General features: G+C 70.0%; 11 protein-coding genes. 2 read left to right on the forward strand and 9 right to left on the reverse strand.

The features are described from left to right. Positions 1 to 121: 121 nt before the first annotated feature. From LHJ74_RS09260 to LHJ74_RS09280, 5 genes are read right to left on the reverse strand one after another with little or no spacing between them, the layout of a single operon-like run. A complete protein-coding gene (locus tag LHJ74_RS09260) occupies positions 122 to 1,168 on the reverse strand; it encodes a LacI family DNA-binding transcriptional regulator (RefSeq protein ID WP_260217403.1) in 1,047 nt (348 codons plus the stop codon). Continuing rightward, on the reverse strand, positions 1,165 to 2,820 hold the full coding sequence (locus LHJ74_RS09265) for a glycoside hydrolase family 13 protein (protein WP_260217404.1): 1,656 nt from the start codon (positions 2,818 to 2,820) through the stop codon (positions 1,165 to 1,167). Before LHJ74_RS09265 ends, LHJ74_RS09260 begins: the two co-directional genes overlap by 4 nt. A gap of 41 nt (positions 2,821 to 2,861) precedes the next feature. Continuing rightward, positions 2,862 to 3,692 carry a sugar ABC transporter permease gene (locus LHJ74_RS09270; RefSeq protein WP_260217405.1) on the reverse strand — a complete coding sequence of 277 codons (831 nt, stop codon included), beginning with the start codon at positions 3,690 to 3,692 and terminating at the stop codon, positions 2,862 to 2,864. A gap of 2 nt (positions 3,693 to 3,694) precedes the next feature. Continuing rightward, complete coding sequence (locus LHJ74_RS09275; RefSeq protein WP_260217407.1) at positions 3,695 to 4,720, reverse strand: carbohydrate ABC transporter permease; 1,026 nt, start codon at positions 4,718 to 4,720, stop codon at positions 3,695 to 3,697. A 14-nt stretch (positions 4,721 to 4,734) separates the two neighbouring features. Further along, positions 4,735 to 6,003, reverse strand: coding sequence for an extracellular solute-binding protein (locus LHJ74_RS09280; protein WP_260217408.1), 1,269 nt, complete (start codon positions 6,001 to 6,003; stop codon positions 4,735 to 4,737). Positions 6,004 to 6,181: 178 nt separating this feature from the next. Between LHJ74_RS09280 and LHJ74_RS09285 the strand changes: the two genes are divergently transcribed. Further along, positions 6,182 to 7,201: a LacI family DNA-binding transcriptional regulator gene (locus LHJ74_RS09285; RefSeq protein ID WP_260217409.1), complete on the forward strand. Its 1,020-nt coding sequence runs from the start codon at positions 6,182 to 6,184 to the stop codon at positions 7,199 to 7,201. Positions 7,202 to 7,336: 135 nt separating this feature from the next. Beyond that, positions 7,337 to 8,353 carry a phosphatase PAP2 family protein gene (locus LHJ74_RS09290; protein WP_260217410.1) on the forward strand — a complete coding sequence of 339 codons (1,017 nt, stop codon included), beginning with the start codon at positions 7,337 to 7,339 and terminating at the stop codon, positions 8,351 to 8,353. Positions 8,354 to 8,411: 58 nt separating this feature from the next. Here LHJ74_RS09290 and LHJ74_RS09295 read toward each other — a convergent pair whose 3' ends face one another. The 4 genes from LHJ74_RS09295 to LHJ74_RS09310 all read right to left on the reverse strand — a co-directional run bounded on the left by LHJ74_RS09295 (position 8,412) and on the right by LHJ74_RS09310 (position 15,754). Beyond that, on the reverse strand, positions 8,412 to 11,576 hold the full coding sequence (locus LHJ74_RS09295; protein WP_260217411.1) for a bifunctional [glutamine synthetase] adenylyltransferase/[glutamine synthetase]-adenylyl-L-tyrosine phosphorylase: 3,165 nt from the start codon (positions 11,574 to 11,576) through the stop codon (positions 8,412 to 8,414). 206 nt (positions 11,577 to 11,782) lie between these two features. Beyond that, positions 11,783 to 13,144, reverse strand: coding sequence for a gamma-glutamylpolyamine synthetase GlnA2 (gene glnA2, locus LHJ74_RS09300; protein ID WP_260217412.1), 1,362 nt, complete (start codon positions 13,142 to 13,144; stop codon positions 11,783 to 11,785). Positions 13,145 to 13,361: 217 nt separating this feature from the next. After that, the gene (locus LHJ74_RS09305; protein ID WP_260217413.1) at positions 13,362 to 14,390 is read right to left on the reverse strand and encodes an ABC transporter substrate-binding protein; all 1,029 of its coding nucleotides are present in this window, start codon (positions 14,388 to 14,390) and stop codon (positions 13,362 to 13,364) included. A 164-nt stretch (positions 14,391 to 14,554) separates the two neighbouring features. Next, a complete protein-coding gene (locus LHJ74_RS09310) occupies positions 14,555 to 15,754 on the reverse strand; it encodes a S8 family peptidase (protein WP_260217414.1) in 1,200 nt (399 codons plus the stop codon). Positions 15,755 to 16,008 lie beyond the last annotated feature (254 nt).

Below are 16,008 nucleotides of genomic sequence, written 5' to 3' on the forward strand. Positions count from 1 at the left end.
CGAGCTGTCCCGCAGTGCGGCGCAGAGAAGCGGGGGGGCGCGCCCCCGGCGCCGGGGGGGGGGCCCCCCCGCTTCTCTGCGGCCTGCAGCGGCCTGCTGCGGGCTGCTGCGGCCTCGGACTCTAGGGCGCGGGGAGCTCCGCCCCTGCTCGCAGGGACGGGGCCTGGGCGGTGGAGCCGCGCACCACCAGCTCCGGCTGGAAGACGAACTCCGCCCGCGGCACCGGGTTTCCGCCGATCTCCTCCAGCAGCGTGTGCACCGCAGCGTTGGCCATGGCACGGACGGGCTGCCGGACGGTCGTCAGCGGCGGGTCGGTGAAGGCGTTCAGCTCCGAGTCGTCGTAGCCGATCACCGAGACCTCGCCGGGCACCAGCAGACCTCGCTGCCGGGCCGCCCGCACGGCGCCCAGCGCCATCATGTCGCTGCCGCAGACGATGCCCGTACAGCCGTGGTCCAGCAGCGCCCCTGCGGCGGCCTGGCCGCCCTCCACCGTGAAGAGGGTGTGCTCGATCCGCCCCTTCACCGCTCCGTTCGAGGCGCGTACCGTGTCCTCGAAGCCCTCGGCCTTGCGCCGGGAGGGCACGAACCGCTCGGGCCCGACGGCCAGTCCGATCCGCTCGTGTCCCAGATCGCGCAGGTGCCGCACCGCGATCCGGGCCGCGGCCCGGTCATCGGGTGAGACGAAGGGCGCGCTGATCCGGTCGTTGTAGCCGTTGACCAGCACGAACGGCACACCACGGCCCGCCAGCCTGACATACCGCCCGGGGTCGGTGGAGAGGTCGGCGTGCAGTCCGGAGAGGAAGATGATTCCGGTGACGGCACGCTCGACGAGCTGGTCGACAAGCTCGTCCTCGGTGGCGCCGCCCGGCGTCTGGGTGCCCAGCACCGGGGTGTAGCCGTATCCGCTCAGGGAGTGCTCGATGACCTGGGCGAAGGCCGGGAAGATCGGGTTGGTGAGTTCGGGGATGACCAGCCCGACCAGCCCGGCGCTGCGCTGTTTCAGCCGTACGGGCCGCTCGTAGCCGAGCACGTCGAGTGCGGCGAGCACCTTCTGCCGGGTGCTCGCCGCGACGCCCGGCCTGCCGTTGAGGACCCGGCTGACCGTGGCCTCACTGACCGCGGCGTGCTGGGCTATGTCGGCGAGCCGGGCGGTGGGCAGAGCCGTCATCCGGTGGTCCACCAGACCGTCGTGTCGGCGGGCAGGATGCTGCCGCCGTCGTACGCGCCGCTGGTCAGCAGCACTCGGGCGCCGCCGGGCGGCCAGGCCGCGGCGGGCAGTTCCACGGCGGCGGTACCGGTGTTGGCCGCGCATACGAAGGCGCCGCGCCGGAAGGCCACCACCTCGGCCGGGGCGTCCAGCCACTCCACGGCGTCCCCGGCCCCCAGATCGGGGTGCGCGCGGCGGAGGCTCAGCGCGGTGCGGTACAGCTCCAGGGTGGAGTCCGGGTCGCCGGTCTGCGCCTCGACGCTGAGTGCCGCCCAGCCGTCCGGCTGCGGCAGCCAACTGCCGTCCTCACCGAAGCCGTACGAGGAGCCCTCCCTCGTCCAGGGCAGCGGCACCCGGCAGCCGTCGCGCAGCCCGTCCTGGCCGTCGCTCTTGAAGAAGGACGGGTCCTGGCGCACCTCGTCCGGCAGCTCGGTGGCCTCGGGCAGGCCAAGCTCCTCGCCCTGGTAGACGTAGGCGGAGCCGGGCAGCGCCAGCATCAGGAGCGTCGCCGCGCGGGCCCGCTCCAGGCTGCCGCCGAGCCGGGTGAGGTGCCGTACGACGTCGTGGTTGGAGAGCACCCAGGTGGTGGCGGCGCCGACGGGGCGCAGCGAGCCGAGGGACTCGTCGATTACCGCGCGCAGTTCGGCCGCGTCCCATCCGGCGTTCAGATAGTGGAAGTTGAACGCCTGGTGCAGTTCGTCGGGGCGCAGGTAGAGCGCGGTGCGCTGGGCGCTGGGTGTCCACGCCTCCGCGACACCGATGCGGTCGCCGCCGTACTCCTCGAGGATCGCCCGCCAGGAGCGGTAGATCTCGTGCACGCCGTCCTGGTCGAAGAAGGGCAGCACCTGGCTGCCGAGCAGTCTGAGCTGCTCACCGTGGCCCATGTCGGGCAGGCCGTCGGCCTTGACCATGCCGTGTGCGACGTCGATACGGAAGCCGTCGACCCCCTTGTCCAGCCAGAAGCGGAGCAGGGAGCGGAACTCGTCCCGTACGGCGGTGCTGTTCCAGTTGAAGTCGGGCTGCTCGGGGGCGAAGAGGTGGAGGTACCACTCGCCGTGGCTGCCGTCCGGGTTCTTGCTGCGGGTCCAGGCGGGGCCGCCGAAGATGGACTCCCAGTCGTTCGGCGGCTCTTCGCCCCCTTCACCGCGGCCCGGCCGGAAGTGGTAGCGCTCGCGGGAGGGCGATCCGGGGCCCTCGCTCAGGGCACGCTGGAACCATTCGTGCTGGTCGGACGAATGGTTCGGGACGATGTCCACGATGATCCGCAGGCCCAGGTCGTGGGCGTCGCTGATCAGTGCCTCGGCGTCGGCGAGTTCGCCGAACATGGGGTCGATCACCCGGTAGTCGGCGACGTCATAGCCGGCGTCCGCCTGCGGGGAGGCGTAGAACGGGCTCAGCCATACGGCGTCGATGCCCAGTTCGGCGAGGTAGGGCAGGCGGGCCCGGATGCCCGGGAGGTCTCCCATGCCGTCGGCGTTCCCGTCGGCGAAGGAGCGTGGATAGACCTGGTAGATGACGGCGTCGCGCCACCACCCGGCACCGTCGTCCGGGCGGCGCACTGCGGGGCCGGTGCCGACGTGGGTGGAGGGCGTGGCGGATGAGTGCTGGGTCATGTCTTCCCTGGGTTCGAGGAGTTGGGGGCCCAACCCGGCCATCAAGATTTGACCGCGCCGGCGGTGAGGCCGGACACGAGGTAGCGCTGGGCGAAGCCGAAGACCACTGCTGCGGGGACCGCGATGATGACCGCTGCGGCCGTCATCGATCCCCAGTCGGCTCCGTACCGGTTGACGAAGGTCTGCAGCCCGCCGGCGAGGGTGAGGTTCTCCTCGCCGGTCATGAAGGCGGTGGCGTAGGCGACTTCGGCCCAGGCCGTGACGAAGGTGTAGAAACCGGTGACCGCGAGACCGGGCTTCGCGAGCGGCATGATCAGCCGCCAGAAGGTGCCGAACGGGTTGAGCCCGTCGACTCTTCCGGACTCGTCGATGGAGACCGGGACGGTGTCGAAGAAGCTCTTCATCATCCAGGCGCAGAAGGGCACCGCGATGGTGAGGTAGGTGACGATCAGACCGACCGGCTGGTTGAGCAGGCCGAGCTTCGCCATCGTGTTGTAGAGCGGCACGATGAGCACGGCCATCGGGAACATCTGGGTGATCAGCAGTACCCACATCAGCGGGCGCATGCCCGGGAACCGGAAGCGGCTCAGGGCGTATCCGGTGGTGGAGGCGATGAAGACACCGATGAGGGTGGTGCTGAACACGACGATCAGCGAGTTGCCGAACCAGTCGAGGAAGTGGGTGTCGGCCAGCACGTGGTCGTAGTTGCCGAGGGTGAAGTCCTTCACCAGCGCGGTGGAGAACGTCTCACTCGAGGGCTTGAAGGAGGTCACCAGCAGCCACAGCGGCGGGAACAGCGCCACCGCGGCACCGGTCAACAGGCCGGTGTGCAGGGCGATGGAGGCCGGTTTGCTTCTCTTCCTGGTGCGCATCGTCACCACACCTCTCCCTGCTTGCGCAGCGCACGTCGGTAGAAGATCGTGAAGAGCGACAGCATCAGCAGGATGAGGACACCCCAGGCTGCGGAGGTGGCGAAGTCGCGCGGGCTGTTCACGAAGGAGACCCGGTAGGCGTAGGTCACCAGGATCTCGGTCTCGTCTCCCGGGCCGCCGCTGGTGAGCAGATAGATCACCGGGAACATGTTGAAGGTCCAGATGGTGCTCAGCAGGATCACCGTGGTGCTGACCGAGCGGATGCCGGGCAGAGTGATGTTGACGAAGCGCTGCCAGGGGTTCGCACCGTCCATCTCGGCGGCCTCGTACAGCTCGTCGGGGATGGACTGCAGTGCGCCCAGCATGGCCACGATCATGAACGGGACGCCGAGCCAGACGTTGACCGCGATGACGGCGATCTTTGCCCAGGTGGGGTCGCTCAGCCAGGGCACGGCGTCGATTCCGCCGCCGTCGAGCACCTCGTTGAGGATGCCGTACTTCTCGTTGAACAGCATCTTCCAGGCGAAGACGGAGACGAACGCGGGGATACCCCACGGCACGATCATCGCGATCCGGTAGAAGGAGCGGCCCTTGACCTCGCGGCTGAGCATGTTGGCCAGCGTCAGACCGAGCAGGAAGGTGACGCTGACGCAGCCCACCGTCCACACGAGGGTCCAGCCGAGCCGGTCCCAGAAGACGCTGTCTGCGAGGATCGCGGTGTAGTTGTCGAGGCCGATGAAGTCGTATGTCGCCGGAATCTCGTTGACGCCGATACTGCGGGCGACGTTCGCCTCGTCGGCGTCGGTGAGCGACAGATAGATGCCGCGCCCGAGCGGGTAGCCGACGATCACGCCGATGACCAGCACCACCGGGGCGACCATCGTCCAGGCGTACCAGTGCCGGGAGAGCACGCGGCGCAGCCGCCCCGGGGTGTTTCCGTTTCTGGCGGTCGTGCGGCGGCGGCCGCGGACGGAGTCGTCGTCTCCGTCCGCGGCCTTCGCCACCGACCGGCCGGTGTCCACAGCCATGGGTCGGGGGCCCTTTACTTGTAGTCCTTGAGCAGCTTGCCGAACTCCGAGCCGATCTTGTTCGCACCGTCCTCGGGGCTGGTGCCGCCGAACAGCACCGCGTTCATCTGGACACGCACCGGCTCGAAGAGGGAGTTGGTCTCGGGAATCCAGGGCCGCTGGTGCGCCTTCGCCACGGCGGGCTTGAAGAACTGCACCATCTCGTTCTTCTTGACCGAGGGCTCCTCGTAGACCGACGTGCGGGTCGGCAGCAGGCTCAGCTCCTCGGTGGTGCGCTTCTGCACCTCGGCGGAGCTCATGTACTTGGCGAACTCGTAGGAGGCGTCGAGGTTCTTGGAGCCGGCGTACACCGAGAGGTTCCAGCCGCCCTGCGGTGCGGCCTGGCCGGCGCTGCCGGCCGGGACGGGAGCGACGCCGAAGTTGCTCTTGTCCTTGAACTCCTTGCCCTCCAGTGCGCCCGCGATGTCCCACGGCCCGTCCACCATCATGGCGACGTCGCCGTCCTTGAACGCCTTGAGGCCGTTCTCCTGGCCGTTGTTGGCGTCGCTGACCGCGGCCTTGGAGTCGACGAGGTCCTTCATCGCCGCGAGCGCCTTGGCACCGGGGCCGTCATCGACGGTGATCTTCTTCGACTTGACGTCGACGAGGTCACCGCCCTCGCCGTAGAGGTAGGGGAGGAACCAGTACGGGTCGTCGCCGCGCAGGTAGAGGCCGGTGGCGCCGGTCTCCTTCTTGATCTTCGCGGAGGCGGTCTTGAGCGCGTCGAGCGAGGCGGGGACCTCGACGCCGGCCTCCTTGAGCAGCTTCTTGTTGTAGAAGAGGCCCAGGGTGTCGGTCACCTGCGGGACGGCGTACGTCTTGCCCTCGAACTTCGTGCTGCCGGCGGCGGCCTTGAGGTAGTCGTCCTCGTTGTCGAGGGCGGGTGTGCCGTCCAGCGGGGCGAGGTAGGAGAGGTTGGCGAAGTCGGCGACCCAGGCCACCTCGGTCCGCATCACGTCGGGGGCCCCGGAGTTGCCGCCCGCCGCGTTCTTGAACTTGGCGTTCGCGTCGCCGAAGTTGACGTGGACGTACTTGACCTTCACCTTGGGGTGCTTCTTCTCGAAGTCCTCGGCGATCTTCTTGTACGTGCCCTTCTCCGCGTCGTTCGAGGTGTCCCAGTATGTGACGGTGCCGGTGATCTCGCCGTCCGCGCCCTTCTCGCCGCCCTCGCTGTCCCCGCCGCAAGCTGTTGCCGCAAGCGCGAGAGCCGCTACCAGAGCGGTGGCCCCTATGCCACGCCGCATGTCTGATCCTCCCAAGGTGTTCCCCGGCGCCTCTGCGGCGTCCAGTTGCCGAGGAACGTAACAGCGCCTGAAAGTTTCCGAAAGACCTTGCGGCAACCTTTCAGAAACTTGACCGCAAAATCTTACGCAAAAACTTGCGCGCTGTGCAGCGTGGAACCCGGCCGGTACAGTCCGGGGCGTGACCGCACGGCTAGCTGACATCGCAGCCCAGGCGGGGGTGAGCGAAGCGACGGTCAGCCGGGTCCTGAACGGCAAACCAGGCGTCTCCGCGACCACCCGCGAATCAGTGCTCGCCGCACTCGACGTACTCGGGTACGAGCGGCCTGTCCGGCTGCGCCGGCGGAGCGAGGGCCTCGTCGGGCTGATCACCCCGGAGCTGGAGAACCCGATCTTTCCCGCCTTCGCACAGGTGATCTGCCAGGGTCTGACCCGCCAGGGGTACACCCCGGTGCTGGCCACCCAGACGCCCGGCGGCTCGACCGAGGACGAGCTGACCGAGATGCTGGTGGACCGCGGAGTCGCCGGGATCATCTTCGTCTCCGGCCTGCACGCCGACACCACCGCGAGCACCCAGCGCTACGACCGACTACGGGCCCAGGGCGTCCCGTTCGTCCTGATCAACGGCTTCTCTCCAAAGGTGCGGGCCCCGTTCATCTCGCCCGACGACCGGGCGGCGATGCGGCTTGCCGTGACGCATCTGGCGTCGCTCGGTCACCGGCGGGTCGGCCTGGCGCTCGGCCCCGAGCGATTCGTCCCCGTACAGCGCAAGACGGACGGGTTTCTGCAGGCCGTGCAGGAGCAACTGGGCCTCGCGGAAGCGGACACGAGGAAGCTGATCCAGCACTCGCTGTACAGCCTGGAGGGCGGTCAGGCGGCCGCCTCGGCGCTGCTGGAGCAGGGCTGTACCGCGCTGGTGTGCGCCAGCGACATGATGGCGCTCGGGGCGATCCGGGCGGTACGCCAGCGGGGCTTGAGCGTCCCCGAGGATGTCTCGGTCATCGGTTTCGACGACTCCCCGCTGATCGCCTTCACCGATCCGCCGCTGTCCACGATCCGGCAGCCGGTGACGGCGATGGGGCAGGCCGCCGTGCGTGCGCTGCTGGAGGAGATCGGCGGTACGCCCGCCCCGCACAGTGAGTTCGTCTTCCTCCCCGAACTGGTGGTTCGCGGTTCAACTGCCTCGGCGCCGCCTGCCTGATCCGACACCAGATTTCTTTGGGCAGAGTGTGGCCTGGCGTCACGAGGGAACACAGGAGACGACGGGGAGAAAGTGCTCCATTACCCGACCGGAGGATGATCGGACCACCTCCGAAGTCTGGCAGACTACTGCCCTATGGGGGCACCGACTGTGAGGACCAAGACAGCCGGCCGGTCGGCCGCCGCGACTACTCACGAGGAGTCTCGCGGGGCTGATTCGGCGGTGAAGCGCACACATCCGCTGGTCCAGCGGATGAGGGCCCCCCGCAGACCTCGCCTCTGGTTCGAGATCGCACTGATCGCCGTGAGTTACTGGGTCTATTCCATGATCCGGAACTCCGTACCCGAACAGCGGGCATCCGCGCTGCGCAACGCCGACTGGATCTGGGAGACGGAGCGCAGTCTCGGCCTCGCTTTCGAGGAATCGGTCAACCACTCGGTAAACGGCGTGACCTGGCTCATAGTCTCGGCGAACTACTACTACGCGACGCTGCACTTCGTCGTGACCATAGGTGTACTCGTCTGGCTCTACAGATGGCAGCCCGGCCGGTACGCGGCCACCCGGATGGTGATCTTCGCGACCACCGGCACGGCGTTGCTCGGCTACTACCTCTTTCCTCTCGCCCCGCCCCGGCTGATGGAGGGCATGCACTTCATCGACACGGTGCAGCTGCACCAGACCTGGGGCTCGATGGCCTCCGGCAACCTCGCCGACATGTCGAACCAGTACGCGGCGATGCCGTCGATGCACATCGGCTGGTCGGTGTGGTGCGGCATCACCATCGCGACACTGGCGAAGCCGCTGTGGGGAAAGCTGCTGGGCGCGCTCTACCCGCTCGCGACACTGTTCGTGATCGTGGCGACCGCCAATCACTTCTGGCTGGACGCCGTCGGCGGCCTGCTCTGCCTCGCTCTCGGCTTCGCTCTGTCCCGGCTGTACTACGGACGGCTCGCGCACCAGATGCCACGGCGGGTGACACTCGGTCAGCACGCCGGGCGCGGCGGCCTGAGCACCGCCCCTGCGGCGTCGAGTCCCGCGGTGCCGCAGGTCTCGCCGGTGCCGCAGGTCTCGCCGGTGCCGACTGCTGAGGCATCACCGTCCGTACCGGACCCGGCGCCGTCGGCTTCCGCGCCGTCACCCACCTCGCACTGAGGCGGCCACGACCTGCCGTGGCCTGCCGTGGCCTGCCGTGGCCTGCCGTGGCCCAGGCTCACGCCCCGTAGAAGAGCCGTTCCATCACCGCACGCGCGCGCCGGGTCGTCCGGCGGTAGTCGTCCAGCATCTCCCCCACGCCGACGCTCTCCCCCTCCGCCCGCCCCGCTGCGACCGCCGCGCTCGCTCCGGCGTCGTCCGCACCCCGGTATCCCAGATAGCGGCCGACCGCCGCCAGCTCGCGCGGCCCGGACGGGAAGGTGTCCGAGGGGCGCCCCCGTACGAGCATGGCCGCGTTACGGACCCTGGTCGCCAGCAGCCATGCCTCGTCCAGGGTGCCGGCGTCCGCCGCGTCCAACAGGCCCGCCTCCCGCGCGGCGGCCAGGGCCTCCCGGGTGCGGGCCGTACGCAGCTCGGGCACCGCTCCCGCGTGCCGCAGCTGGAGCAGCTGCACCGTCCACTCCACGTCCGAGAGGCCGCCCCGGCCCAGCTTGGTGTGGGTTGTCGAGTCGGCTCCGCGTGGCATCCGTTCCGTTTCCATCCGGGCCTTCAGACGGCGGATCTCGCGTACGGACTCCTCACTCGGCCCGCCCGGCGGGTAGCGCAGCGGGTCGATCAGCTCGATGAAGCGCGCACCCAGCTCCGCGTCCCCCGCCACCGGACGCGCCCGCAGCAGCGCCTGGCTCTCCCACACCTGTGACCAGCGGCGGTAGTACGCGGCATAGGAGGCGAGCGAGCGCACGAGGGGCCCGGACTTCCCCTCCGGCCGCAGGTCGGCGTCGATGAGCAGCGGCGGGTCGGAGGTCGGCAGCTGGAGAAGTCTCCGCATCTCGTTGGCGACGGCGAAAGCGGCCTTCGCCGCCTCCTCCTCGCTCACCCCCTGGCGCGGCTCGTGCACGAACAGCACGTCCGCGTCCGAGCCGTATCCCAGCTCGTGGCCGCCGAAGCGGCCCATGCCGATGACGGCGAAACGGGTGGGCAGCTCGTCGCCCCACCGCCCCCGGACGGCGGCGCGCAGTGCGCCCGCCAGCGTGGCGGCGTTGATGTCGGAAAGCGCGCCGCCGACCCGCTCGACGGCTGGGCCCGGGTCCTCCGGGATGGGTGTGTCCTCGGTGCCGTACGCCTGGATGATGTCCGCCGCCGCCGTACGGAACAGCTCGCGCCGCCGTACGCCGCGCGCTGCCGCGACCGCCTGCTCCGGGCCGTCCGCGCGCCCGACGGCGCTCAGCACCTCCTGGGTCAGCGCGGCCCGGTCGCGCGGCTCCAGCTCGCGAGCGGAGCCGAGCAGCGCGACCGCCTCCGGGGCGCGCAGCAGCAGGTCAGGGGCGAGCCGCCCGGCGGACAGCACCCGGGCGAGATTCTCCGCCGCCACGCCCTCGTCCCGCAGCAGCCGCAGATACCAGGGGGTTCTGCCGAGGGCGTCGGAGACCTTGCGGAAGCCGAGCAGCCCGGCGTCCGGGTCGGCCGAGTCCGCGAACCAGCCCAGCAGGACGGGCAGCAGGGTGCGCTGGATCGCCGCCTTGCGGCTGACGCCGCTGGCCAGCGCTTCCAGATGCCGCAGTGCGGCGGCGGGGTCGGCGTAGCCCAGGGCCTCCAGCCGCTGCTGAGCGGCGCGGGCGGAGAGCCGGTTCTCGCCCGGGGCGAGCTGGGCGACGGCGTCGAGCAGCGGCCGGTAGAAGAGCTTCTCGTGCAGCCGCCGCACCGAGGTGGCGTGCCGCCGCCATGCCCGGTGCAACTCGGTGACGGGCTGCACGCGGAAGCCGAGCGAGCGGCCCAGGCGGCGCTGGTCGGCCGGATCGTCCGGCATCAGGTGGGTGCGGCGCAGCCGGTAGAGCTGGATGCGGTGCTCCATGGTGCGCAGGAAGCGGTACGAGGCGTCGAGCGCGGCGGCGTCCTGCCGCCCGACGTAACCGCCGGCGGCCAGCTCGGCGAGCGCCACCAGGGTCGTCGGACTGCGCAGTGTGGCGTCGGACCGCCCGTGCACCAGTTGGAGCAGCTGTACGGCGAACTCGACGTCCCGCAGCCCGCCGGGGCCCAGTTTCAGTTCCCGTTCCAGATGGGCGGCGGGGATGTTCTCCACAACCCGGCGGCGCATGCGCTGGACGTCGCCGACGAAGTTCTCCCGCTCGGATGCCTGCCACACCAGCGGCCCCACCGCGTCCATATAGGCCTCGCCGAGCGCCCGATCACCGGCCACCGGGCGGGCCTTGAGCAGCGCCTGGAACTCCCAGGTCTTCGCCCAGCGCTGGTAGTAGGCGAGATGGCTGCTCAGGGTGCGGACCAGGGGCCCGTTCCGGCCCTCCGGCCGGAGGTTGGCGTCGACCGGCCAGATGGTGCCCTCGGCGGTGGTGTCGGAGCAGATCCGCATCATGCGGGAGGCGAGCCGGGTGGCGGCCCGTACCGCCTCGGCCTCCTCCATGCCGCCGGTGCCGCTTCCGTTGCCGTTTCCCCCGTTGCCGCCCGCCGCGCTTCCGGCGCCCGGGGCGCCTTCCGGGAGTTCGCCGACGAAGATCACATCGACGTCGGACACATAGTTGAGCTCGTGGCCGCCGCACTTGCCCATGGCGACGACGGCAAGCCGGCATGCGGCGGCGTCGCCAGGCTCCTCGGCCCGTGCCAGCGCGAGAGCGCCTCGCAGGGTCGCGGTGGCGAGATCCGCGAGTTCGGCGGCGGTCTCGGCCAACTCGGTCGTACCGCACACGTCGCGGGCGGCGATGGAGAGCAGGCAGCGCCGGTAGCCGACGCGCAGGTCGTCGGGGCCGGCGACGTCGGCGAGCGCGGCCTCGAACTCCGCCACGCCCGGGTGCAGGTCGGCGGCCTCGTAGGTGACCAGAGCCCGCCAGTCAGAGGGGTGGCGGGCGAGGTGGTCCGCGAGCGCCTCGGAGGCGCCGAGCACGCCGAGCAGCCGGTCGCGCAGCGGTTTGGCGGTGAGCAGGGTGTCCAGCAGGATCTGCGCCTCGGCCCGTCCCCGGTCGCCTTCGGGCTTCGCCATTCCCCCGGGCTTCTCGGGGCCCATCGCGAGTGCCTCGACGAGCCGTACAACCCCGAACAGCGCCAGGTCGGGGTCGGCTGTCGCGGCCAGGGCGTCCAGGAAGAGGGTGTCCTCCCGCACGGTCTCCAGCTCCACCATGTCGAGCAGCGCCCCGGCGGCGGCCGGATCGGTGAACCCCCGCCGCAGCAACTGCCCGAACCTGCTGTCCCGCCGCCCGCCCTGCGCCGCCACGTGTACGCCCTCTCCGGCCGTGCGTCTGTCCTCACCCGTCGGCCGCGTGCCCGCGCCGGTGGCCCATCATCCCGGCGACACCGCCCCGCCGTCGACTGGCTCGCGGGGCCGCGCGGCGGCCGGCCCCGTCCGACAAGCCCCGGGGGAAGGCTCCGGTTCCCGGGCATCCTCCCGCACGGGCCCTCGAAGGCTTGCGCGGCGCAGCACTACAGCACCGGGAGGGACTTGCGGAGCTCGAAGGCGGTGACCTCGGAGCGGTACTCCTCCCACTCCTGCTTCTTGTTCCGGAGGAAGAAGTCGAAGACGTGCTCGCCGAGGGTCTCGGCGACCAGTTCGCTGCGCTCCATCAGTGCGATCGCCTCGCCGAGGTTCTGCGGGAGGGGCTCGATGCCCATCGCGCGACGCTCGGAGTCGGAGAGCGCCCACACGTCGTCGTCGGCACCGGCCGGCAGTTCGTACCCCTTCTCGATGCCCTTGAGCCCGGCGGCGAGCAGCACGGCGTATGCGAGATAGGGGTTGGCGCCGGAGTCGAGGGAGCGGACCTCGACCCGGGTGGAGCCGGTCTTCCCCGGCTTGTACATCGGGACCCGGATCAGCGCGGAGCGGTTGTTGTGGCCCCAGCAGATGTACGAGGGCGACTCGCCGCCCTCACCGGCGGTGCGCTGGGAGCCGCCCCAGATCCGCTTGTAGGAGTTGACCCACTGGTTGGTGACGGCCGAGATCTCGCCCGCGTAGCGCAGCAAGCCGGCGATGAAGGAGCGGCCGACCTTGGACAGCTGGTATTCCGCGCCCGATTCGTTGAAGGCGTTGCGGTCGCCCTCGAAGAGGGAGAGGTGGGTGTGCATGCCGGAGCCGGGGTATTCGGAGAACGGCTTGGGCATGAAGGTGGCCTGGACGCCCTGCTCCAGCGCGACCTGCTTCATGACGAGCCGGAAGGTCATGATGTTGTCGGCGGTCGACAGCGCGTCGGCGTACCGCAGGTCGATCTCCTGCTGTCCCGGCGCGCCCTCGTGGTGCGAGAACTCCACCGAGATACCCATCGACTCGAGCATGGTGATCGCCTGCCGCCGGAAGTCCTGGCCGACGTGCTGCGGGGTGTGGTCGAAATAGCCGGAGGAGTCGGCGGGGGTGGGGCGGGTGCCGTCGACGGGCTTGTCCTTGAGCAGGAAGAACTCGATCTCGGGGTGGGTGTAGAAGGTGAAGCCGAGGTCGGAGGTCTTGGCCAGCGTGCGCTTGAGGACGTAGCGCGGGTCGGCGTACGAGGGGGACCCGTCGGGCATCAGGATGTCGCAGAACATCCGGGCGGTGCCGGGACCCTCGGCGCGCCAGGGCAGGATCTGGAAGGTGCTGGGGTCGGGCTTGGCGATCATGTCCGACTCGTACACGCGGGCGAAGCCCTCGATCGCTGAGCCGTCGAAGCCGATACCTTCATCGAACGCCTGTTCAAGCTCGGCGGGTGCGACGGCGACGGACTTCAGGAAGCCGAGGACATCGGTGAACCAGAGCCGGACGAACCGGATGTCGCGCTCTTCGAGCGTGCGGAGCACGAATTCCTGCTGCTTATCCATATTCACCCATCCTCGCTGGTCGAGCCCAGGGCCCTGACGAGCCGGAACACGCGTCAAGGCATACGAGCATCCCACCACACGTTTTCGAACGTGTTACGCACCCGGGCACCCCGCGGAGGAATCGGAGGTCCGGAGGCCAGAGTGACAGGGCCGGGGCCGGAGGAACAGGGCCACTCGGAGTAGTGGGAACCGGGAAAAGGGGGCTGGGCTCGGCGAGTCAGGGCTTCAGCTTGTCCGCGCCCTTCAGTGCGGCGGCGAGGCGTTCCACCACCGGGGCGTAGCCCCGGTAGCTGCACCGCTCCTCCATCGCCCAGGGAGTGGTCTGCCCCGCCTTCACGGCGGGCAGTCCGGCCCAGACCGGCTTCTTGGCGAGTTCGGCGGCAGGGAGTGCGGAGGCGCGGTTGTCGACCATGATCAGGTCGGCGTGGTACTTGTCGGCGTTCTCCCAGCTGAGGAACTCCCAGAAGCCGAACTCGTCGCTCTTCTTCCCCTGCACGAACTCGACGCCGAGATCCTTGAAGTAGTGCAGGTCGGTGTAGGACTCGGGGACGGCGACATACATCTGGTCCTGGTCGCCGGTCATCGCGAGGACCTTCAGTCCGCCCCTGGCCTTGGCAGCCTCGCGCAGCGTCCGCTCGGCCTTCTCGAAGCGGGCCCGCGCTTCGGTTACCTTTTTGGCCTCCAGGTCGGCGCCGAGCGACCGGGCAAGCTTCTCGTAGCGCTTCAGCGGATCGAGGAGGGTGGTGTGCGCGACGCTGATCCCCAGCGTGGGGGCCAGCGAGTCGATCTTCTTCGCGCTCTCCGGCGGGACGAACCACAGGTCGGGCGGCGGGAACATGTTGCTGATCAGCAGGTCGGGCTTGAGCCCGGCGTACTTCTCGATACTGAACTCTCCCCAGGCGTTGCCGAGGCTGGTGAGCCCACCGAGGTCGAGTTCTCCCGTCTGCGGGTTGCGCTTTCCGTCGACGGGCTCGCTGGGGCCGAAGATGCCGGTGCACTCGATGCCGTAGTCGTACAGCGCCGCGGCCGAGCCGACGAAGGCGACGATGTTGCGCGGACGCCGGTCGGCCTTCAGCTTCTCACCCCGGTCGTCCGTGAAGCTCCAAGGGCCGGATCCGCCCCCGCCGGGGCTTTTGCCGTCGTCGGCACTGCCGCCGCAGGCGGCGAGGAGGCCGCCGAGGCCGAGGGCGCCGCCCGCGGCGAGCAGGCCGCGCCGGGACAACGGGGGACGGGGAGCGTTCTTCATGGCTCGGACTTCTCTCGGATCGGAGTGAATTAGGTGAGGCTAACCTAATACAGACCGTCCCGGTAGTGCCGCCCGCCGCCGCACCTGCGCAGACACGGCGCACAGACCGGACCGCGGCCCGGACGGTGCCGGACCGCGGCCGGTGCGCGTCTACTCGGCTCCGCTCACTCGACGATGTCGAGCAGCAGGTTCGGCGAACCCCTGCCGGCGTCGCCGACGACACCGGAGGAGGCACCCTCGGTGAGGGCCGTGGCCACCTGCGAGGGCGTGGCGCTCTGGTTGCCCGCCAGATAGACCGCCGCGGCCCCCGCCACGTGCGGCGCGGCCATGGACGTACCGGAGAGGGTGCGGGTGGCGTTGTCGCTGCTGTTCCAGCCCGCGGTGATGCTGACGCCGGGGGCGAAGAGGTCGAGCGACCGGCCGAAGTTGGAGAAGCTGGCCCGGTCGTCCCGCTGGTCGGTGGCACCGACCGTGAGGGCCTCCCGTACACGCGCGGGCGAGCTGTTGCCCGCGTCGTCTCCGTCGTTGCCCGCCGCCACCGCGTACGTGATCCCGGCCGAGATGGAGTTGCGCACCGCCTCGTCCAGGGCCTCGTCCGCGCCGCCGCCCAGCGACAGGTTGGCGACCGAGGGGCCGGATGCCTTCCCTGTCGCCCAGTCGATACCGGCGACCACCTGGGCGGTGGTGCCGGACCCCTCGTCGTTGAGCACCCGGACGCCGACCACGTCCGCCTTCTTGGCGACCCCGTGGGTCCCGCCCGCGATGGTGGTGGCGACGTGGGTGCCGTGGCCGTTGCCGTCCTGGGCCTCGCTGTCGTCGTCGATCGCGTCGTACCCGCCGGCGACACGGCCGCCGAGGTCCGCGTGGCTCTTGCGGACCCCGGTGTCGATGACGTATGCGGTGACGCCCTCTCCCGCCGTGTCGGGATAGGTGTAGGTGCCGTCCAGCGGCAGCCTGGGCTGGTCGATGCGGTCCAGGCCCCAGCTGGGCGGGTTCGGCTGCTCGCCCGTGATGCTGTGCCGCTGGTTGGCGTAGACCTTCTCGACCGCCGGGTCGGCGGCCAGCTCGCGCGCCTCCCCGGCGGGGATGGCGATGGCGTAGCCGTTCATCGCGTGGGTGAAGGTTCTCCGCACCTCGCCGCCGTGGCCGGTGACGACCGACCTGCCCTGGGCGGAGTCCGCCTCGAAGGAGGACTTCTTCAGGGTCACGATGTAGCTGCCCTGGACGGCTGTTCCGGAGTCGGCTCCGATCACCCTGCCTTCCGGGGCACCGGCGTTCGCCGGGAGGGCGGCGACAGTACCCATCGCGGCCGCGGCGACCGCCGCCGAGACTCCGACGGCGAGCTTCCTGCGCATTGCTGCCATATCGAGGATTCCTTCTCCTGTGGGGGGTGCGCTGTGGGGGCGCATGCGAGCAGCACATCGCATGGACGCTGCCGGACCAAGGCATCGTCCGGGCAGGTCATTACGGAATATGAGTGAGACTCGGGCACGAGTCGCCGGCGCAGATCGCCGCTGTCGGCGTCCATCGGCCCTCAGCGCTGGTCCCTGACCCGTCACACCCGCGCCGGTCAGACCGTCCACAGGCCGTCGCCGATCCCGTCGCAGCCGGTGATGAT

The sequence above is a fragment of the Streptomyces gossypii genome (assembly GCF_025165795.1).
Lineage (GTDB): Bacteria > Actinomycetota > Actinomycetes > Streptomycetales > Streptomycetaceae > Streptomyces > Streptomyces gossypii.

Bases quoted from the DNA above. Each gene is read 5' to 3' on its own strand.
- LHJ74_RS09290 (WP_260217410.1), top strand. From the start codon at position 7,337: ATGGGGGCACCGACTGTGAGGACCAAGACAGCCGGCCGGTCGGCCGCC.
- LHJ74_RS09260 (WP_260217403.1), bottom strand. From the start codon at position 1,168: ATGACGGCTCTGCCCACCGCCCGGCTCGCCGACATAGCCCAGCACGCC.
- LHJ74_RS09275 (WP_260217407.1), bottom strand. From the start codon at position 4,720: ATGGCTGTGGACACCGGCCGGTCGGTGGCGAAGGCCGCGGACGGAGAC.
- LHJ74_RS09265 (WP_260217404.1), bottom strand. From the start codon at position 2,820: ATGACCCAGCACTCATCCGCCACGCCCTCCACCCACGTCGGCACCGGC.
- LHJ74_RS09305 (WP_260217413.1), bottom strand. From the start codon at position 14,390: ATGAAGAACGCTCCCCGTCCCCCGTTGTCCCGGCGCGGCCTGCTCGCC.
- glnA2 (WP_260217412.1), bottom strand. From the start codon at position 13,144: ATGGATAAGCAGCAGGAATTCGTGCTCCGCACGCTCGAAGAGCGCGAC.
- LHJ74_RS09280 (WP_260217408.1), bottom strand. From the start codon at position 6,003: ATGCGGCGTGGCATAGGGGCCACCGCTCTGGTAGCGGCTCTCGCGCTT.
- LHJ74_RS09310 (WP_260217414.1), bottom strand. From the start codon at position 15,754: ATGGCAGCAATGCGCAGGAAGCTCGCCGTCGGAGTCTCGGCGGCGGTC.
- LHJ74_RS09270 (WP_260217405.1), bottom strand. From the start codon at position 3,692: ATGCGCACCAGGAAGAGAAGCAAACCGGCCTCCATCGCCCTGCACACC.